At 42.3% G+C, this 20,621-nt stretch carries 18 protein-coding genes; 7 read left to right on the forward strand and 11 right to left on the reverse strand.

Going from position 1 to position 20,621, the window contains the following annotated elements:
* Positions 1-51: 51 nt before the first annotated feature.
* Positions 52-1,584 carry a DNA repair protein RadA gene (gene radA / locus V7L31_RS30715; RefSeq protein WP_334699730.1) on the reverse strand — a complete coding sequence of 511 codons (1,533 nt, stop codon included), beginning with the start codon at positions 1,582-1,584 and terminating at the stop codon, positions 52-54.
* Positions 1,585-1,754: 170 nt separating this feature from the next.
* On the opposite strand from radA, the gene rpaB reads away from it, so the two are divergent.
* Together rpaB and V7L31_RS30725 are read left to right on the forward strand one after the other, a co-directional pair.
* The gene (rpaB, locus tag V7L31_RS30720) at positions 1,755-2,483 is read left to right on the forward strand and encodes a response regulator transcription factor RpaB (protein ID WP_012412029.1); all 729 of its coding nucleotides are present in this window, start codon (positions 1,755-1,757) and stop codon (positions 2,481-2,483) included.
* 61 nt (positions 2,484-2,544) lie between these two features.
* Positions 2,545-3,177: a cofactor assembly of complex C subunit B gene (locus V7L31_RS30725; RefSeq protein WP_334699731.1), complete on the forward strand. Its 633-nt coding sequence runs from the start codon at positions 2,545-2,547 to the stop codon at positions 3,175-3,177.
* Between the two features lie 370 nt (positions 3,178-3,547).
* On the opposite strand, the gene V7L31_RS30730 is transcribed toward V7L31_RS30725, so the two are convergent.
* Positions 3,548-4,462 carry a M48 family metallopeptidase gene (locus tag V7L31_RS30730; protein ID WP_334699732.1) on the reverse strand — a complete coding sequence of 305 codons (915 nt, stop codon included), beginning with the start codon at positions 4,460-4,462 and terminating at the stop codon, positions 3,548-3,550.
* Between the two features lie 155 nt (positions 4,463-4,617).
* Between V7L31_RS30730 and V7L31_RS30735 the strand changes: the two genes are divergently transcribed.
* Positions 4,618-5,136, forward strand: coding sequence for a DUF456 domain-containing protein (locus V7L31_RS30735; RefSeq protein ID WP_334699733.1), 519 nt, complete (start codon positions 4,618-4,620; stop codon positions 5,134-5,136).
* Between the two features lie 529 nt (positions 5,137-5,665).
* Positions 5,666-6,409, forward strand: coding sequence for a PEP-CTERM sorting domain-containing protein (locus V7L31_RS30740; protein ID WP_334699734.1), 744 nt, complete (start codon positions 5,666-5,668; stop codon positions 6,407-6,409).
* 116 nt (positions 6,410-6,525) lie between these two features.
* On the opposite strand, the gene nblB is transcribed toward V7L31_RS30740, so the two are convergent.
* The 7 genes from nblB to V7L31_RS30775 all read right to left on the reverse strand — a co-directional run bounded on the left by nblB (position 6,526) and on the right by V7L31_RS30775 (position 15,152).
* Positions 6,526-7,191 carry a phycobilisome degradation protein NblB gene (gene nblB / locus V7L31_RS30745; RefSeq protein ID WP_334699735.1) on the reverse strand — a complete coding sequence of 222 codons (666 nt, stop codon included), beginning with the start codon at positions 7,189-7,191 and terminating at the stop codon, positions 6,526-6,528.
* A 71-nt stretch (positions 7,192-7,262) separates the two neighbouring features.
* Positions 7,263-7,727, reverse strand: a complete 465-nt coding sequence (locus tag V7L31_RS30750; protein WP_179068350.1) for a CBS domain-containing protein — start codon at positions 7,725-7,727, stop codon at positions 7,263-7,265.
* 172 nt (positions 7,728-7,899) lie between these two features.
* Positions 7,900-8,316 (reverse strand): 8-oxo-dGTP diphosphatase MutT, encoded by a 417-nt coding sequence (gene mutT / locus V7L31_RS30755; protein WP_334699736.1) that lies wholly within the window; start codon positions 8,314-8,316, stop codon positions 7,900-7,902.
* A gap of 332 nt (positions 8,317-8,648) precedes the next feature.
* Complete coding sequence (locus tag V7L31_RS30760; protein ID WP_334699737.1) at positions 8,649-8,993, reverse strand: DUF760 domain-containing protein; 345 nt, start codon at positions 8,991-8,993, stop codon at positions 8,649-8,651.
* 241 nt (positions 8,994-9,234) lie between these two features.
* Complete coding sequence (locus V7L31_RS30765; RefSeq protein WP_334699738.1) at positions 9,235-10,191, reverse strand: RNA polymerase sigma factor, RpoD/SigA family; 957 nt, start codon at positions 10,189-10,191, stop codon at positions 9,235-9,237.
* Between the two features lie 609 nt (positions 10,192-10,800).
* Positions 10,801-14,067, reverse strand: a complete 3,267-nt coding sequence (gene carB, locus V7L31_RS30770; protein WP_334699739.1) for a carbamoyl-phosphate synthase large subunit — start codon at positions 14,065-14,067, stop codon at positions 10,801-10,803.
* A gap of 530 nt (positions 14,068-14,597) precedes the next feature.
* A complete protein-coding gene (locus V7L31_RS30775; RefSeq protein ID WP_334699740.1) occupies positions 14,598-15,152 on the reverse strand; it encodes a Dps family protein in 555 nt (184 codons plus the stop codon).
* A 508-nt stretch (positions 15,153-15,660) separates the two neighbouring features.
* Between V7L31_RS30775 and V7L31_RS30780 the strand changes: the two genes are divergently transcribed.
* Positions 15,661-15,912: an Asr1405/Asl0597 family protein gene (locus V7L31_RS30780; RefSeq protein ID WP_334699741.1), complete on the forward strand. Its 252-nt coding sequence runs from the start codon at positions 15,661-15,663 to the stop codon at positions 15,910-15,912.
* A gap of 70 nt (positions 15,913-15,982) precedes the next feature.
* Positions 15,983-16,630, forward strand: coding sequence for a (2Fe-2S) ferredoxin domain-containing protein (locus V7L31_RS30785; protein WP_334699742.1), 648 nt, complete (start codon positions 15,983-15,985; stop codon positions 16,628-16,630).
* 550 nt (positions 16,631-17,180) lie between these two features.
* On the opposite strand, the gene V7L31_RS30790 is transcribed toward V7L31_RS30785, so the two are convergent.
* Together V7L31_RS30790 and V7L31_RS30795 are read right to left on the reverse strand one after the other, a co-directional pair.
* Positions 17,181-18,308 (reverse strand): Rid family detoxifying hydrolase, encoded by a 1,128-nt coding sequence (locus tag V7L31_RS30790; protein ID WP_334699743.1) that lies wholly within the window; start codon positions 18,306-18,308, stop codon positions 17,181-17,183.
* A gap of 100 nt (positions 18,309-18,408) precedes the next feature.
* Positions 18,409-18,840: an NUDIX hydrolase gene (locus V7L31_RS30795; RefSeq protein WP_334699744.1), complete on the reverse strand. Its 432-nt coding sequence runs from the start codon at positions 18,838-18,840 to the stop codon at positions 18,409-18,411.
* A 227-nt stretch (positions 18,841-19,067) separates the two neighbouring features.
* Here V7L31_RS30795 and malQ point away from each other — a divergent pair, with 227 nt between their 5' ends.
* Entirely contained in the window at positions 19,068-20,576 is a 1,509-nt protein-coding gene (gene malQ, locus V7L31_RS30800; RefSeq protein ID WP_334699745.1) for a 4-alpha-glucanotransferase, read from the forward strand.
* Positions 20,577-20,621: the final 45 nt, after the last annotated feature.

The raw sequence follows: 20,621 nt of genomic DNA on the forward strand, positions 1-20,621 counted from the left end.
AATTGGGGACTAGGAACTGTTTTTCAATACCCAGTACCAATCCCGAAGCGGCTATGGTAATTCATCTTCATCGGGTTCTAAATCGTCTGCTGTCAATTCCTGATGGGGGATGGCAGCGATAATCGCATCTATTACTTTAGATACTGGTAATATTTCAATATTTAAGTCGGGAAATTTTGTCCCTTTTGGCACGATCGCTCTTTTAAATCCCAACTTAGCTGCTTCTTTTAACCGCAGTTCCATTTGGGAAACCGATCGCACCTGTCCACCTAACCCAACTTCACCGATTAATACTGTACCGGGATCGACGATGCGATCGCGGAAACTAGCAACGATCGCGATCGCAATTCCCAAATCTACCGCCGGTTCTTCCACATTCAACCCACCCGCAGAAGCAACATAGGAATCTAACTTGGACATCGGAATTCCCACTCGTTTTTCTAAGACGGCGAGAATTTGCACTAGGCGGTTATAGTCTACGCCAGTTCCAGCCCGCCGAGGGGAAGGGTAGCTGGTGGGACTTACTAAAGCTTGCAATTCCACAACGATGGGGCGAGTGCCTTCGCAAGCAACCACAATTGCTGTACCGGGTGCTGGATCGTCACGGTTGCCTAAAAATAGCTCTGAGGGGTTGGAGACTTCTCGTAATCCATCTGCCACCATTTCAAAGATACCGATTTCGTGAGTTGCGCCGAAACGGTTTTTGACTGTCCGTAATAACCGATGGGAAGCAAAGCGATCGCCTTCAAAATACAACACCGTATCTACCAAATGCTCTAAAACTTTTGGCCCCGCGATCGCTCCTTCTTTGGTAACGTGTCCCACAATCAGCATGGTGACATCTTCGTGCTTCGCCACCTTCATCAGTGCTGCGGTACATTCCCGTACCTGGGCTACTGAACCCGGTGCAGAAGTCAGCGCCGGAAAAAACACCGTTTGGATACTATCAATTACCGCCACGTTTGGCTTGAGAGAATCTATTTCCCGTAAAATTTCTTCTAAATCTGTTTCTGGCAGTACATATAAATCTGCACCTATACTGTCAGGGTCTATGGGTAGTGTAGGATCTACCACTACTTCAACCTGTCCCTCATTAACCACACTCAGGGGTTTTGATACTCCCAAACGGGAAGCTCGTAATTTTACTTGCTGTCCCGATTCTTCACCAGTTACGTAAAGGATGCGGTATTTCTGTGCTAATTGATTTGATACTTGCAACAATAAAGTCGATTTACCGATACCCGGATCGCCACCAATCAGCACCATAGAGCCAGGGACAACCCCACCTCCAAGCACCCGATCTAATTCTCCATAACCAGACTCCCAGCGGGCAATTTGGCGATCGGTAATTTGATCGAATGTTAAAGAGGCTCGCGCTTTAGCTGGTTTAGCATGAGATTTGCCATTGCCTTGAGCCGATTGCCAACTGCTTACTCCCCCTCGACTGGGTACATCTACTGAGGATTGAATCGAAATTTGTTCTTCTAGGGAGTTGTAAGTGCCGCAAGCTGGACACTTACCAAACCACTGGGGCGATTCTGCTCCACATTCGTTACAAGTGAAAAAGGTTTTTGGCTTTGCCATTCTTAAATCTTATTAAATAATCTTAATATTTACTTAATTCTTGAAAAAAACTAGAAACTAATAATAGTAGTATTTAGAGCTTTTTCCAAATCAATTCATGGAATGATATCTTAATATTATGGTATTAAAAATTAATCATGTAAATTTTTAGTTAAGGAGCCTAGAGAAACTTGGAAAGCCATAAAGAAAAAATCTTGGTGGTAGACGACGAAGCCAGCATTCGCCGGATTTTGGAAACGCGCCTTTCCATGATTGGCTACGATGTAGTGACGGCTGGCGACGGGGAAGAAGCTTTGGAAACTTTTCGCAAAACTGAGCCTGACCTGGTAGTTTTAGATGTAATGATGCCAAAGCTAGACGGCTATGGTGTATGTCAAGAATTACGAAAAGAATCAGATGTCCCCATTATTATGCTAACAGCCTTGGGTGATGTCGCCGATCGCATCACCGGATTAGAATTGGGTGCTGATGATTATGTAGTTAAACCATTTTCCCCCAAGGAGCTAGAAGCCCGGATTCGCTCGGTGCTGCGGCGGGTAGATAAAAACGGTGCTTCTGGTATTCCCAGTTCTGGGGTGATCCATGTCGCTAATATTAAAATCGATACGAATAAGCGACAAGTCTACAAAGGCGATGAGCGTATTCGATTGACGGGTATGGAGTTCAGCTTGTTAGAGTTGTTAGTCAGTCGCTCTGGAGAAGCTTTTTCTCGTTCGGAAATTTTACAGGAAGTATGGGGTTATACACCAGAACGTCATGTGGATACCCGCGTAGTAGATGTGCATATATCCCGTTTGCGGGCAAAATTAGAAGATGATCCTAGCAACCCAGAATTGATTCTTACCGCGCGGGGTACTGGTTATCTTTTCCAGCGGATTATTGAACCAGGGGAGGAGTGAGGAGATGAGGCAGGAGGAGAAGAACTTTAATTATTGTCCAATGCCCAATGACTAATGACTAATGACTGATCCTAATAGAGTTTTGCGGCGTCTACCTATTGTTGTGGGTGGGCTAGGCGCTGTACTTTTATTGATTAACCGTTTATTGACACCGGAATTAACCCAGTCTCAATCGCGTGGTGATGTAGTGGGCGTGATTTTGAGTGCGGTGTTAATTTTGACGGGCTTAATTTGGCAGCAAGTTCAGCCGCGATCGCCTGATATTGTAGAACTAATTGGAGAAGAAGGCTTTGTACTCGCAGCAGATTTACCCGAAGCCGTGAAAACAGAGCTAGCGTGGGCATCTCATTTATTGTTAACTAATACAGTCACGCGATCGCTGGTAGTTTTTTATCAAGGTAAAGTTTTGTTGCGTCGCGGCATTCTGGCTACGAAATCTGAAGTTGTACCAGGAGTAATTTTAAAACAGGTACTTGAAAAACAAAAACCGATTTATCTAGTTGCTCTCAAAATATATCCAGGTAGAGTTGAGTTTGATTATTTACCAGAAAATACTCAAGGTGTAATTTGTCAACCTATTGGCAACCAAGGTGCGCTAATTTTGGGAGCAAACGCTCCTCGCAGTTACACCAAACAAGATGAAAACTGGATTGCGGGAATTGCTGATAAATTAGCCGTTACTCTTAGTACTTAGGTTGTTCGATAGTTTAAAAAGTAAGCCAATTTTTGATTTTAGATTAATATCAAGTTCGGCTAACCACTTATCATTCAAAGCTATCTGCGTCCCCGCATTAGTCTAAGTGATAAATCTTTAAGCTTTTGAATTGCTGATGGCACAGCATTAGGGAAACTCCCAGAAATAAATTATCCAAAATTGTGGGGTGGGCGTCTCGCCCGCCCAGTCCATAGGGCGGGCAAGATGCCCACCCCACAGGAGTTAATTAGATATTTTTTATTTGGAAGTCCCTAGCGAGTCACACGCTTAAGTATTAACTAACGCTTTGCTATTGAGCATCACGATAGATTGAAAAATTTAATCTAAAATCGGGAAATCCAAAATTCCATCACCAAGAAGTCAAAAAATTCCACCCTTCTTTTTCCTCTGGTGTCTTTTCTTCTTTTGCTTCCGGTTCTTCTGGTGTCTTTAAATTTATCTGTTGAATTAAATTATCATATTCTCCTGAATCAACCCATTTCAATAACTCACCTGCCCGCATAATTACCCAGGAAAGCTCTGATTCTGTATAGCTTAATATTTTTGTTACCTTATCCACACTATCTAAGTTATTAGATGCAAACTCACGGGCTTGGACGAGAAAATCTTCGATTACAGCAGTAGTCAAGTACTCATCCGGTAAACCTGCAAGTTTCATCAGTGTAGTAGTTGCTACGTCAATATCCTGACAAGCAAGCATTGCAGCCCGATCGGCGGTGAACCTAGCCATCATCCGCCAATTATACAAACCTAATTCCATGCCGCCAGCTACTAACCCACCGACTCCCAGTGTGGTACTACTCAACAAATTTTTCAAAGTTGGCATAACAATTGCCATTTGGTGATAAATCATGTGCTGACTTTTAATGCGAGCGATTTCATGTCCGAAAACGTAAAGCAACTCATTTGCATCAAGCCACTCCATTGCATCTAAATTGATACCAACAAGGGGTTTTTCTACACCAACAATATAGGTTTCAATGTGACCTGTACCTCGAAACAGATACAATTCAGGAAGCGGAGCAACATCAAGAATTTGGCAAGTTTCTACAAATGCTTGATGTAATTCAGGAAAATTACGGGGCGAAATTCTGATTTCACTACCAAGGCTTTGCAATCTAAGTAAGCGATCAATACCGTATTCGTTAACTTTTTTGAGTAGTAAGGAGACACCGGGCATCTTTTGCAAAGAAGCCAAGGCTTTGCGATCAAACGGGTGTTCGTAAGCTTCAGAACTTAGTCCAGTTAATATTTTTCTCGTCATAGGTTTTGAGCTTTTAAATAGCAGTTTTGAAGTATTAGGCAAACTTCCACCACAGTGTAGTAGGCATTTGTCATCATCTTACCCAGATAGAATATACAGTAGGGGCGCATATCTGTGTGCCTCTATGAGGAAATTTGGAAATTTATAATTGATCTATGCAAATTATTTATTGGCTATTAATTGCCGTAATGCTTGTGGGTATTATCGGTGCAGTAGTTCCTGCCATTCCTGGTAGCAGCTTAATTTTAATTGCAATTATTGTCTGGGGAATCGTTACTAGTTCCTTTGCAGCTATCAAAATTCCCTTAATTGTCACAATTATAGTTTTACTGCTCAGTGTCGGAGTAGATTTTTTAGCTAGCTATGTGGGAGCAAAACAAGCCGGAGCTAGTAAGTGGGGACAAATTGGCGCAATTATCGGCTTGGTGGTGGGATTTTTGGGATTATTGCCAACTTTACCTTTTGGGGGGCCACTGTTAGGAATTTTACTGGGGCCGCTTTTAGGAGCAATTATTGGTGAGTATCTTTACCGGCGTGAATTCGCGTTGGCAGTTAAAGCAGGTATCGGAATTGTAGTTGGATCTTTGGTTGGAAATTTGATTCAAGGGCTGTTAGCGATCGCAGCCGTTGTAGTTTTTGTTGTGACAACTTGGCCACAGGTATTTGGCTCTTAGCATTTGAAAGCTTTGAAACATTTCATAAGAGTGCTAATAGCCAGTAGTTAGCCACCTGTCGCAAAGACTATCCATATTAAACAAATATAGTGGTTCCTTTCATTTGCGCTATGGGAGGAACCGTTTCACTAAAAATAATTAACTGAAGAGAAAATAGATACACTGCATACTCTATTTATCTAAAAAATGGTTGAGCAATATTATGTATTAATAAATACTTTTGTATTTATCTTACGTAAACTAACTTTCTTCAAATCAGAGCCATTGGCAACAATTTAAAGCTTGTTAGACGTACAAAGCGCAGATATATGACGAATTAAGACTTCATGAAGGACAGTAATCTGTTGAAGATGTAGTGAAGACCACTCAGTAATTCTTGCAGGCTCTAAGTCTATGTGATTTCATGGAGATAAGAAATACATCACGCAAGTTTCGCTTTCACTGACAGTATTTTCTATAAATTACTGATAGTACAAGTAACGAAATCACATTCTCTGTTCAAGATTATTATTAGGACTTTCAAACGATTATGATTAGTTTAAAATCTAAATTACTAAATGCTATCCTGGCTACTACTGCTGCACTTCCCTTAGCTGCTGCTGGGTTGTTTACCTCTGTTGGTTCTGCTCAAGCTGTTTCACTTACAGGTGAGTTCAGCTTTAACGGTGGTTTAACTGCGAATCCATTTGCCAGCAGCTTAGTAACATTGAAAAAAGATTCACTAACCTTTACTCCAGATAGCATTATTGCAGATTCTAATGGAGTAAAGAGTACCCCAGTTAGTGTTGCCGCTCAGACAGGAAGCTTCTTAGATTTTAATTCAGCCAGTATACGTGATATCATCTCGTTTTCAAGCGGTATTGTGCAAAATCCATTTTTAGACCTCGGTAATCTCACACTTCCTGGTACTATTCTACCTGGGGAAAATACAGCTTCTCTAGCCGATGGCAAGAATATCTTTACTTTGACATCTTCTGGTTATAAAATAACCCAGACTGGTGCAAACATTACTATAGCCGTTGATCTGTGGGGGTACTTTACCAGCGCGACTGGGGAAATAACTAATGGAGCCGGAAGCTTATCTTTCCAAAGAAATAATACTACTGTTGCTCAAGCAAATTCAATTCTCGATACTGCTGGCGGTTCATTAGATAATTTGACTTTTTCTGGTTCTACCTTCACCACTTCCGTTCCTGAACCAGCTGCATTACTAGGCTTGGGTGCAGTAGGTGCTGTAATGGTGATGTCTCGCCACCGCAAAAGTGTTGTTTAATAAACCTATCTTAAATATAAACAAGTGACTTTTAGCAACCGAAAGTAACTCTAATTTATCTATTCGATCTGGCTGGAATGCAAAATTTTACCAACCAGGTCGAATTTTTTTCTACTTTAGACTGACTGCAAAGAATTTTTCGCTTCATTTGCGATCGCTTCTACTTCGTCATTAGCCAGAGTTTCTAAGATAGATTTGGCTTCTGGATTACCCAAACGAGTCAAGGCTTGTACAAGTCTGTAACGAATTTGCCAATCTGGATTGGTAGCATAGGGAGCCAGTAGGGGAACTGCTTGTACATCTCCCAAGTCACCCAAAGAACTAATCGCAGCAGTTTGGACTAATTCGTTTTCTGATGAGAGTGCCTCTTTGAGTAGTTCAAAGGCTCGTGGATCGCCTAACTCACCTAATGTCGCAATAATACTGAATTGTATTAGCCATTCACCGGTTGTATGATAAAGTTGCTGCAAATCTTCAAAAGCTTCACTTAACTTTAAAGCACCCAAACAGTCTGCGGCTGCTGCTTGTACATCTACTTCGGAGTCATGAAGCAAGCGATCGCGCAAAATATCTAAGGATAGCTGCAAATCCTGGGTTCCGAGTGTATCCATTTGACTCACCGCTGAGTAACGGACACGGGAATTGCGATCACCAATAGCGCTTTGAATTAATTCAAAGCCAATCGCCGGTTCCAGTTGACGGATTTGATTTACTGCACGTAAGCGATCGCCTAAATCCTCAGAACTGAGCAATTGCCTAACAGACTCCGGAGTAATACTCATTTAGTTATCCTTGATTTTCAAAGCTGTAAAAAACAGTCAAAAGTTAAGTATTAAAAACTAATGACCAATGACTAATCTTGACTAGCAGCCATAGCCCGAATAATATCACCACGAGTGAGGATACCAATTACTTGACCTGTGCTGTCAAGTACTGGCAAGCGGTGAACGCTGCGATCGTGCATGATTGTAGCTGCTTCTTTTAAAGTTTTATCAGGGGAAATAGCGATCGGGTTTTTACTCATTACCTCCCCAACGGTTTGCCCTAGAGCCTTGTGCAAATCACGTTCGTAAGTAGCAGGATTTTTTAAATAGATAACACTATCAAGAAACATAATGTACGCAGGTGGAGTAACACCAGTTTCCTGCCACATCAAATCGGTTTCTGAGATAATGCCTACCAATTTACCGAGATCATCCACAACAGGTAGTCCGCTGATGTGGCGTTCTGCGAGAATTTGGATAGCTTCCTTCAGTGGAGTTTCTTCCCGGACAACAATAGGATCGCGGCTCATCACATCGGTAACGGTTTTAGGCATTTATATTGCTGACACCTTAAATCAAAGTCCCTGCGCCTATTGTAGAAAATTGCGGGACTCAACCTGATGCAATTAATAGATTGTTACGGGATTGCTCATTAGTCGTCATTAGTCATTGGTCATTAATTATTCTCCTCTGCTCCCCTGCACCTCTGCTCCCTCTGCTTCTTTCCTAGCCCCCAGTCCCTTTTAATGCAGCAATAATTTGAGTATTTGCTTTCGGAAAATTAAACTGCTCTAGTTCTGCCAAAGTTACCCAGCGAATTTCATCGGATTCCAAAGGTTGGGGGATGCCTGTAAGATGGCGGCAGTGATGTACTGTGAGGGTAACGCGCAAGTTTGTATAGCTATGGTCAATAGTAATCAGATGCTCTCCCACTTCAATTACTATTCCCAGTTCTTCGGAAATTTCCCGTTGAATACACTCTTCAATAGTTTCATCAGGCTCAATTTTACCACCAGGAAATTCCCATAAACCACCCATAGCTCCTTCTGGACGACGGCGATCGATTAAAATTTGCTTTTGGTCATTCCAAATTACTGCAACACCAATGATTTTATGGGGTGGAAAAGAACTGCTTTCACTCATAGTTGATTGGGGAAATAGGGAATAGGGGAAGAATTATTGACTTTTTACTTTTAGCTAATAACAAAACTCGGCAGAGTAGTTTTAACTCTGCCGAGTTTATTTATATTTATTGCGAAAGTCGTCTAATGCTGTTAGTTTATCCACAAATGTGTATTAATCATTTAGCAATACGCCTCTACTTAAACTAATTACCAAATTTTAGGAGTTCACAGATAACAAAATCCAAAAACTTTGCGTTACTCTGCGTTTAAATTTCAACCCTAATTAAATCATCGCTGTAACTGTAACTCGCTACCAGCCCAAGTATATAGAATTTGGAAAATTCTATATTTCTACTCAACTTCGCTATTATTAGTTTCTGAGCCTTGTAGGGCAATTTCAAAATTCATTCTCTGTTCGGCGTTACGCAAGAAATAACCACTAATCATCGCAGAAGCCAGAAGCCGACCCAGATTTTCCCGATTTGTGGTTACGGTAACACCAAAGTGTTCTGAAGGCAGATTACCCAATAGTCCTGTAATATTCCGTTCCATCACCTGAAACACTTCAGCAGATGTGGGTTTAGATAGCTGTGTAACTGTCTCTGGACTCAAGGATTTAACGTACTGCCATAGTAAATCATTAGTTTCTGATTCGCTATTAAAAAACTCTGAGACACGATTGGATGGGTTACTCATTTTTTAGCTCCTTAACTACCACTATTGGCTGCGGTGCTTGTAATTTAAATATTAAATGCCTGTTTTGGATTTGACTTAGTTATTTTGTCTTCCTGTCAACTAATGTAACAGCCTAGCTTAAAAGTGGAAGTAGGTGTAACCGTACAAAAGCCGGCGTATTTTCTCACCCCAATAAATAAAGTGAGGAGTGAAGAGTTAATTAAAAACTCATCACTCCTAAATCTTAACTCCTAACTTTACCCTAACTTGCCAAATATTCATCCATATTGGCTTTAGATTTACGAAGTTTAGTTAAAGCTTCTCGCTCAATTTGCCGCACTCGTTCTCGACTAATGTTCAAGATTTCACCAATTCTCGCCAGAGTCAGCGCTTGCCCATCAGTTAACCCAAAGCGCAACGTAATTACTTCCCTCTGTTGTGGCGTTAGATCGCCCATTAGGCGATCTAAGTCATAAGATAAGGAAGATTGCATGACGAACTCTTCGGGAGATGCTCCTGGATCTTCCAGCATTTCTCCGAGTTCAGTGTCGTAATTATCACCCAACCGCAAATCTAAAGAAAGAGGTAAACGCGCCTTTTCTAAATACTCTCGTACTTGTTTGGGGGTCAATTCTAATTCTTCGGCTAGCTCTCCAGCTGTGGGAGCGCGCCCCAATTTTTGAGACAATTGGCGCTGTGCCTTTTTAATCTTATTTAATTTTTCGGTGATATGGATCGGCAGCCGAATGGTGCGGGCTTTTTCGGCAATAGCACGAGTAATTGCTTGCCGAATCCACCAATAGGCATAAGTAGAAAATCTGTACCCTTTGGTGGGGTCAAACTTTTCTACGCCCCGTTGCATACCAATACTACCTTCTTGGATCAAGTCCAGTAAATCGACGTTGCGCTTGATGTACTTTTTAGCAACGGAGACTACCAGCCGCAAATTGGCTTCTACCATCTTACGCTTGGCAATTTCACCGTCTGCGATCGCTTCGTTCAACTCTGCTGGTTCTAGGTTTGTTGCTGTGGCCCACTCTTCTAGAGTCGGTTGACGATCTAGCTGGGTGGCAAGATTTTCTCTTGATTCGTGCAAAGCGCAGGAACGTTGCACCTGTTTACCATAGAAAATCTCTTCCTCGTGTGTTAAGAGTGGCACACGGCCAATCTCACGCAGGTAAGTCCGCACGAGGTCTGTGGCTGTCTGAGCGGTCTTCATGGCGCTACTCTTTGGTAATGATGGGTTTGGCGGTAGGGTCATTAAGGGATAGATGCTTTATTAGGGTGTTACCCAGTTAGACTGGGAACCTATACTATGGTTTGCAACTTACGCGCCCGATAAACTCGGCTGCTCATAATAATCAAATTTAGGCTTCTTAACTGCTAAAACTACAGTTATTTCCTACTTTTCACAAGTATCTACAGTTAGATAAAAGGTTGCTTATTAAACATTTTTTATTGGATTCTTATTAAGAATTGTAACATTTATGAGAATGTTTTGGCTAGATGGCGACATTAAATTTCCTGGTTGTTCCAGTTCATGCAACGTCGCCCTCTATCTTAAGGATGACTATAAGTGAATTTAAGAAATTATCTGGTTAACATAAGCTTCCTCATATTTGTTAAAGTATCTCAATGAGAACTATATTCATTCTCTTATAACAATGACTTAATTTTCTTGGGGATTGGGGATTGGGGATTGGGTATTGAGTATTGGTTATTCTTCCTTGCTCCCCTGCTCCCCTGCTCCCCTGCTCCTCTGCTCCTCTGCTCCCCTGCTCCCCTGCTCCCCTGCTCCTCTGCTCCCCTGCTCCCTACTCCCTACTCCCTACTCCCTCGCAATCGCACAGTACTCTTGGATGGTTTTTACGTCCAAAGTCGTATTCTGTAAGGAACGGATGGCGGCGACGGTAGCTTTTGCGCCGGCAATGGTAGTAATGATGGGAATTTTGTAAGCTAAGGCTGTGCGGCGGATTAACCTAGCATCAGTCTGGGCTTCTTCCCCGGATGGTGTGTTGATAATAAGTTGGATTTTTTGGTTTTTGATTGCATCTAGAACATGGGGACGACCTTCATGGAGTTTCAACACCAACTCAATATTTAACCCCTGTTCGATAAGAACTCGGCGTGTACCAAGGGTAGCCATCACTGTAAAGCCCAAATCGATAAATTCCTTCACCACACCACTTGCAGCAGCTTTATCGCGATCGCTCATTGATACAAATACAGTTCCCGTTAGCGGTAAACGCTCCCCAGCACCTAATTCTGCTTTGGCAAAGGCCCGGCCAAAGTCACTGTCAATCCCCATCACCTCACCAGTGGATCTCATTTCTGGGCCTAATATTGTATCAGTTCCAGGGAATTTATTAAAGGGTAATACAGCTTCTTTTACAGCAATATGTGTGGGTATGACTTCCTCGGTGAAATGTAGCTCCTCTAAGGTTTTGCCTGACATAATTAAGGATGCTAGTTTCGCTAACTGTACCCCTGTAGCTTTAGATACAAATGGTACTGTGCGCGAGGCGCGGGGATTAGCTTCGAGAATATAAACTTGGGGAGAATAACTGCTTGCACCGATCACAGCAAACTGAATATTCATCAACCCGACGACTGACAGGGCTTGTGCTAGCTGCACCGTCCAAGTGCGAATCTGATTGAGAACTGCTGGTGATAAGGAAATGGAGGGCAAGGAACAAGCGGAATCTCCTGAGTGAATCCCAGCTTGCTCGATGTGTTCCATAATACCACCAATCACTACCCGTCCGGTATGATCGGCGATCGCATCTACATCGACTTCAATGGCGTTTTCCAAAAACTTATCAATCAAAATCGGATGTTCTGGTTCCACTAGTACTGCAAAGGTCATGTAACGTTCCAACTCAGCATCGGAATACACGATTTCCATCGCCCGTCCCCCTAACACATAGCTGGGACGCACCACCACCGGATAGCCTATACGTTTGGCGACAATCAGCGCATCTTCGTAACTCCGAGCGATACCATTGGGCGGCTGGGAAATATTCAACTGTTGGAGAATCTTTTCAAACCGCTCTCGGTTTTCTGCCATGTCGATAGAATCTGGTGATGTACCCCAGATTTTAGTGACTAGTCCAGAAGTATTATTGCTAAGGAATTCTTGTAATGGGATAGCCAACTTTAGCGGTGTTTGCCCGCCAAACTGGATAATTACTCCGACTGGATTTTCGGTTTCGATGATGTTAAGGACATCTTCTTTTGTTAAAGGCTCAAAGTAAAGGCGATCGCTAGTATCGTAATCTGTCGAAACTGTCTCTGGGTTAGAGTTGACCATAATCGTCTCATAACCCGCATCTTTCAAGGCATAAGCGGCATGACAACAACAATAATCAAACTCAATTCCTTGCCCAATGCGGTTGGGACCACCACCCAAAATTAATACTTTTGGTTTGGTTGCGGGCAAAACTTCTGTTTCTTCTTCGTAGGTAGAATAGTAGTAGGGCGTAAAGGCTTCAAATTCAGCAGCGCAGGTATCTACAGTTTTGTAAACTGGGATGATTCCTAGTGACTTGCGGTAGGCGCGAACTTCATCTTCGGTGGTTTTGGTGGCATAGGCAATCTGGCGATCGCTATATCCGTCTCGCTTCACTTCATAAAGTTGTTCTTTTGTCAATTGCTGCAAAGGTGTCCGCTTCAGGAATTTTTCGACTTCTAGAAGTTGCTGCAATTTATCTAGGAACCAGCGGTCAATACCAGTCAGTTCATAGATTTCTTTAATGGTCATGCCTTGCTGCAAGGCATGACGCACGGCGAAAATGCGATCGGGGTTAGGTGTGCGTAGTTGGGCGCGAATTTGTTCACCACTGGGTAATTTTTCGGCTTTATCGCAACCCCAACCAGCGCGTCCGGTTTCGAGCGATCGCAGTGCCTTTTGAAAGGATTCGTTGAACGTCCGCCCAATTGCCATTGCTTCCCCGACAGACTTCATTTGAGTTGTCAGCACTGGGTCAGAACCGGGGAACTTTTCAAAGGCGAAGCGGGGGATTTTTGTCACCACATAGTCAATTGTCGGCTCAAAGGATGCGGGAGTTTTCTTGGTGATGTCATTTTTAATTTCATCCAAGGTATAACCCACAGCCAATTTTGCGGCCATTTTGGCGATGGGGAAACCTGTAGCTTTTGAAGATAAAGCCGAACTGCGGGAAACGCGGGGGTTCATCTCAATTACAACTACATCCCCATTCAGAGGATTGACGGCAAATTGAATATTAGAACCACCAGTTTCCACCCCGATCTCACGGATGATTTTAATTGCCATATCCCGCAGCCTTTGATATTCTTTATCAGTCAGGGTTTGTGCGGGAGCGACGGTAATAGAATCCCCTGTGTGAATGCCCATCGGGTCAAGGTTTTCGATGGAGCAGATAATCACCACGTTATCTGCCAAATCACGCATCACTTCGAGTTCATATTCTTTCCAGCCGAGTAAAGACTGGTCAATGAGAATTTGCGAAACAGGACTGGCATCTATACCCACCTGTGCCATTTCTTCAAATTCTTCCTGGTTGTAGGCAATACCACCGCCACTTCCTCCCATTGTGAAGGCTGGACGAATAATTAGGGGATAAGTACCAATTTGGCGGGCAACAGCTTTGGCTTCTTCTAAAGATTCGGCGGTATCGCTGGGACAAACAGCTACTCCAATCCTTGCCATTGCTTCACCAAACAGTTTTCGATCTTCGGCTTTTTCGATCGCTGGGAGTTTAGCGCCAATTAACTCAACGCCATACTTTTCCAACACGCCATTTTTGGCTAAAGCAACGGCGAGGTTGAGGGCGGTTTGTCCTCCCATCGTTGGTAGTAAAGCATCGGGGCGTTCTTTCTCAATGACTTTTTCGACCAATTCCGGTGTCAGCGGCTCAATGTAAGTGCGATCGGCCGTTTCCGGGTCGGTCATAATCGTTGCAGGGTTGGAGTTGACCAAAACCACTTCATAGCCTTCTTCTCGGAGCGCTTTGCAGGCTTGAGTGCCAGAGTAGTCAAACTCACAGGCTTGTCCGATCACAATTGGACCAGAACCTAACAGTAGAATCTTCTGGAGGTCGTCACGGCGGGGCATAGTCGTTGCCTTGGAATACGAGAATACAAATCCTGATTATTTTAAGTGTCTTTACCCCCCATCGTGCTTTTTATTATTAAGTTTTCTAAGTTTGATGACAAAGAGGGAGTAGGGAGTGGGGACTGGGGACTAGGAAAAAGTTTTTCAAATACCCATTCCCCAATTCCCAGTATCCAATTCCCAACAATTATTTTGTATCTCCAATTTTATTTAATTGTGATACTTAAATTTTTAAAGCTTTTGCAAATTTTTATTATTTAACCGGATAATATTTTTCAACGACTGGTGATTTATTGTGGCATATATCCATTTACTTATTTATGCACAGATAGATTACTTAGATAGGAATTTATTTTCACTAGCTAATTGCTAAATCTTATCAATGTTAAATATTATGTAAATATGTTTACTTAAATTAAAAATGGCAGAGATGTAGGGATAACATTCTCTGCCATTTTTTATAATATTTTAAGAGTTAGTGCTGCCAACTTTTTTTCAGTCTAGATAGATAAATCTAGATTATGAGAGTTTTAGCTTTGAGCAGCTTGGACAAATCCTAAAGTTAAGCTGTCTTTAGCGAGGAAGTGTGACAAATGATAAGCACGTTCCTCAGTTTTCAACAAAATCTTTTCGTACAGATAGCGTGTACCCCGATCGCCTAAACTCTCTGCCTGAGCAGCTTGACGGCGAATTACGCCAATAATCGCTTGTTCGGCAGCTAGGTCATTTTCCACCATTTGGCGAGAAGAATATACGCCTTCGGATTCTTGCTCAAAAACAGTTAATTCTGCTAATTTGCTAAAGGTAGCTACTGGCACACCACCTAGACCATCCAATCGTTCTCCAATTTCATGGATATGGTCTTGTACTTGGTTGTAGCTTTCGTTGAAAAACTCATGCAGAGAATAAAATTCTGAGCCTTCAACTACAAAATGATGCTTTTGGTACTGCAAGTAAAGTGCCTGGAAACTAGCTAATATAACGTTAAATCCTTCTGTCACTGGAGCAGTTACGCTGTGATCCAGCAATACAGGATTGTCATATACATGACCAAAATTTCGTAACAAAATTTGCGTTTCAGACATTGTTCTCCTCGCTTTTGAGCAGCTATAGATTTTAACTGCTTATTCCTTACATATTAACATTTTAATAATAAGAGCAAGCCAATCTGCCATCACAAGATTTTGTATTTTTACCTACCAAAAATCTCTAGTTTGTTGTTTGGTGGATGATGGTAGTTTCATTAAATTACATATATCTATGATTATCAATCTTGACAGATGAGCTTAAGTGTGCAGAACTTTCGATGTGAGATATGCGAAAGACAAGGTAAAATTTTCTCCTTCATCTCTCGCTCTGCGGGAACTTAAATCTTATATCCCCTAGCGCTGCGAGAAGTTTCTGCAAGAATTTTGACTGGATTTCTGCCTGATGCGATCGCTACAAAAATTTTATTTTTTTCCAAAATTAATGAGAATTGTTTGCACTTAAGCTATGCTGGTTTTAAGAGGTTAAACTGCTAAAACTTTGAAAAAGCTGGGAGTAAGATTGCGGTGCTTACTGTAAGTTTGTTGCACTTTGAGGGCAATTTTCTTGAAATCGTTTAGTTCGGAAATAGAAATAAGTCACCTTGTTGAGGTGAATTGGACAGACCGCTGGCAAGTCTATCAACGCCTAAAGGAGTTAGACATTCCCTGTAGTTGTGAGGCTAACCAGCCATTGAAAGTTGAAATTGGCAATCCGACTGCGGCTGTTCAACTTTGGAGTGTGATACGGCGATTTACAGTCTCTCGTCAAGACCAGATTTGGACTCTTGAGTGCTGCTGGCAGAGTCGCTATCAATAGTTCTAATCTGTGGGTACTGCTGAGAATTTATTGCTTGATAGCTTGTATTAGTTAAGAGGAGGTCAAAAAAATGGGTGTATCTCAGATTTCAGAATTTTGCCTTGAAGGCAGGTTTATAAATTTTGTTATTAAAGATGGCTATAAGCTCAAAGGTCTACTGTTGAGTACTCATGAGGGTGAATGCTACGTTAAACTTGCTAAACATTTACGGGCTGCTTTTGATTTGCGGCTACCAGCAGGTACTTGGCTACAAGTTGTTGGTTATAAAGAATACGATATAAAAAAAGACAAAGTTACACTGAAAGCTGAACGTGTAATGGCGGCGAATTCTAAAATGGCGACAGTTCAAACGATCGCAGCACCACAAGAACCCCCATCTATTGATAACGTCAAAGTAAAGCCAGTTAAGACTAAGGCCACGATTTTGGTGTGTCAAAAGTCTGATTGTATGAAACGCGGTGGTAACGGAGTTTGTCAGGCATTGGAGGCGGCTTTAAACGATCGCGGTTTAGAAGACCAAGTTACAATCAAGGGCACTGGTTGTATGAAAAACTGTAAAGCTGGGCCAAACCTAGTTATGCCAGATAAAACTCGCCATAGCCGAATTCAAGCTTCACAAATCCCGGCGCTGATCAATCAGCATTTTGGTGACAATAATTTATCCGCAAAGCCTGAGAATATAAGGGAAGTAGCGATATCTAACGGTAAGTTTTGCTGAAAAAAATAGTTAAATCTTGACATTTCAATGAGAAAGCTTAATAATATCTTCATTAAGTGTGTTCCAGTTCCATTAATGCTCGGCTGTAAAATTTGCTAGAAGTTAGCAATAAAATCAAAAAACTGGCTTTAATTAAGGCCAGTTTTTTGAGTGGAAGGGTTTCTATTGAACAATTTTTAACCGGAATCTTACGATCGCTTACCCACACCCTAACAACCTAGTGCAGGTTCTTCACTTTTAGGGGTAATTTTTGCCAAGCTTTTGTAAAAGTTGGGAATGAAGCGATCGCCTACACTTTGTCATGAGTTGGGTAGAGTTGTAAAAGCGTAGACGTAGCCCGCCGCAGGCATCGCCTGCATGAGTACTTCTTTGTCTGCTGGGGCGATACTGGCACTGATACGATTTTTCTGCAATTTTTAATACTACTTAGGTACTTAATTTCAGTATTCCCAAAGTTATAGAGGCGATCGCGTTTGTTGAATGGAAGTTACATCGCAAAACAGAACAATTAAATGTAACCGTTAAGATTTTGCTCACTGTTCTATTTTTCCTAACCGCTAATTACAGCGATCGCATCAATTTCTACCAACACATCTTTAGGTAAGCGCGATACCTGCACACAAGCCCGCGCTGGGGCTGTATCTTCTGGGAAATATTTAGCATAAATGGCATTCACCGCCGCGAAATCATTCATATCAGCTAAAAATACAGTGGTCTTTACCACGTCTTGAAAAGTCGCACCAGCAGCTATGAGAATGGCTTCAAGGTTAGCTAATACCTGCTCAGTTTGCTTTTTGACATCATCAGTGTAGACGACATCACCAAGGCGGGGATCGATGGCAATTTGTCCAGCAATGAATAAAAATTGACCGGAAGCTGCGATCGCTTGATTATAAGGGCCCACTGGTGCAGGTGCGTTATCAGTATTAATTACTTTACGTGTCATAGATATTACTTTCTCTAACGATGTTTCTTGTTTACCGATTTCTGCTTCAGCTGCGATCGGTTTGTAAATCTCTCCATCAGGCATTATCGCACCAGTTAGGTCTGCATTTTTAAAGGTTGTTCCGTAGATATTTGCGCCAGTTAAATTTGCCTTTTTCAGGTTTGCACCATTAAGGTTTGCCATCATTAGGTTTGAATTTGACAGACAAGCTCTTTCTAGATTTGCTTCTTGTAGACAGGCTTTTTTTAGGTTTGCTTGTTCTAGATATACCCCAACTAAATCAGCCTCAGCTAAATTCATTCCTGACAAATTACATTTCTCCAAACTAACTCCCCGGAGTATAGCTTTATGAAGATTTGCACCTTGAAGATTTACTCCAGTTAGTTCTACCTGAGTAAAGTTTGCTCTAGTCAAGTCTGCTCCAGTCAGATTTGCAGATCTCAAATTTGCATAACTTAAGTCTGAACCGCTAAGGTCTGCCCAGCTTAAATTAATTGACGTACCTTGTACCCACATCAAATTTGAAAATGTTAGGGACGCCCTAGAAAGGCTTGTTTGCAAAAGGTGAGCTTTTATTAATGTTGTTTCGCTCAAGTCTGCCCCATTCAAATTTGCTTGTTGTAGGTCTATCTGAGTTAAATCTGCACCTTTGAAGTCTAGCCCTCTAAGATTTGCAGAATTAAATTTCCGCTCCCCTGCGGCGTATCTTTCCAACAGTTCCTCAGCGTCCATAATGCACCTTTAAATACCACTGACACAGTATAATCACAAAAACTTTGTGTCGCAGGTATTCTTCTGCCTTTCTCTTTGCGTCCTTTGCGGTTCGTTCCTCCTACCCCAACCTCGGACGTATCCCATAATGCCGATATCGCCAATAATCGCGCAAAATGCGATCGTGGTCAAAACATAAATTACCAGGCACACACCAATACTCAAAAATCCCTACACTCTTAGCATCATCGCCAGCCTTTGGTTCACCCTTAGCTGTCGCCAAAAACACAATGCTAATCGTATGCTGACGCGGATCGCGATTGGGATCAGAATACACGAGTAATTGTTCAACCAACTCTACCTGTAAACCTATCTCTTCCTCAGCTTCTCGCCGCGCCGCCACTTCCACAGCTTCGCCATAATCTACAAAGCCACCAGGAATAGCCCAACCTAAAGGTAGATTATGTCTTTCAATTAACACTATTGGCCGATGAGGTCGATCTACTAGTTCAATGATGATATCAACTGTTGGTGTAGGATTTCGGTAAGTCATAGTTATTTAGTCATGAGTCATTGATCATTGGTCATTGGTCATGAGTCATTGGTTATTGCCAAAGGACAAATGACAAAAGACAAATGACAAACAAAATGAGTTTACTTGATTTCCCCTGCAAATACCGTTCAGTGATAAATTCGATGCGTTGGCTTTGCCACTGCCCCTTGGGCAATCGCATCGCGTCTCCATCAGACAATTGCTCTCTCTCATAATTCAGGTTACTTATGCCTTTTCCTAGATCCAGTGGCATTTTGCTGCATCCTACCTCCTTTCCCAGTCGATTTGGCGTTGGGGATTTAGGCTTAGAAGCCTATCGCTTCATTGATTTTCTCAAAGAAAGCCATCAACAATATTGGCAAGTTTTACCGCTGGGCCCCACTGGATACGGTAATTCCCCATATATGTGCTACTCAGCAATGGCGGGAAATCCGCTGCTCATTAGCCCAGAAAAACTCTTAGAAGAAGGTTTACTATCTGAAGAAGACTTTGCTAATTTACCAGGATTTCCAGCAGAAAAGGTAGATTTTGAGCAGGTTGTACCGATTAAAATTGGGCTACTCAAAAAAGCCTGTGAAAACTTTAGAGCCAATGCTACGCCGATCCAGCATAAAGAGTTTGAAGGCTTTTGCGACAGTAAAGCCTATTGGTTAGATAATTACGCCTTATTTATGGCGCTGAAAGATGCTAACAATGGAGCAAGTTGGAATACATGGAAGCCTGAATTTGTCAAGCGGGAACCAGAAGCATTAGCTCAGGTAGAAAGCCGGCTCAACGGAGATATTTTTTATTACAAGTTCATCCAATTTGAGTTTTTCCGGCAGTGGTCAGACCTGAAAAACTACGCGAATATGCGCGGCATTGACATTATCGGCGATATCCCTATCTATGTAGCTCATGATAGTGCCGATGTGTGGGCGCATCCCAACATCTTTTGCTTAGACGAAGAAACGGGGGAAGTTGCCCAAATGGCAGGAGTTCCACCAGATTACTTTAGCGCCACTGGTCAATTGTGGGGAAACCCGGTTTATAACTGGGAGGAACTGCAAAAACAAGACTTTAAATGGTGGGTACAGCGTTTTGAGGCCATGCTGGATTATGTCGATATAATTCGCATTGACCACTTTCGGGGCTTCGAGGCATATTGGTCAGTACCCAAAGGTGAAGAAACTGCCATTAATGGCGAATGGGTGGAAGCACCTGGGGACGCTTTTTTTGAAGCGATTAAACAGAAGTTGGGCAAGCTACCCGTCTTAGCAGAAGATTTGGGGGTAATTACACCAGAGGTAGAAGCGCTGCGAGACAAGTATGAATTTCCGGGAATGAAAATTTTGCAGTTTGCCTTTGGTTCAGATCCCGCTAATCCATTTTTGCCATTCAATTACTCACGAAATGCTGTAGTTTATACTGGTACTCACGATAATGACACAACCATCGGCTGGTTCAACACAGCTAATGACAACGAAAAGCAAAACTTATGGCTTTATTTAGGTTGCATCAGCTCTGAAGGAGTCCACTGGGATTTAATTCGCCTAGCTTTGAGTTCCATCGCTAACCAAGCGATTATTCCTTTGCAAGATATTTTGGGATTAGGAAACGAAGCGCGGATGAATTTTCCCAGTATTGCTGAGGATAACTGGGAATGGCGCTATCAAGAAGGAGCCTTGAGAGATGAATGGCGCGATCGCCTAAAAGTTCTGACTAGACTTAATGGACGCGCCCCGGAAGAGCAGTGAGGCAGGGGGAGCAGGGGGAGCAGGGGAGGCAGGGGGAGAAATAAT

The sequence above is a fragment of the Nostoc sp. genome (assembly GCF_036916655.1).
Classification (GTDB): Bacteria; Cyanobacteriota; Cyanobacteriia; order Cyanobacteriales; family Nostocaceae; genus Nostoc.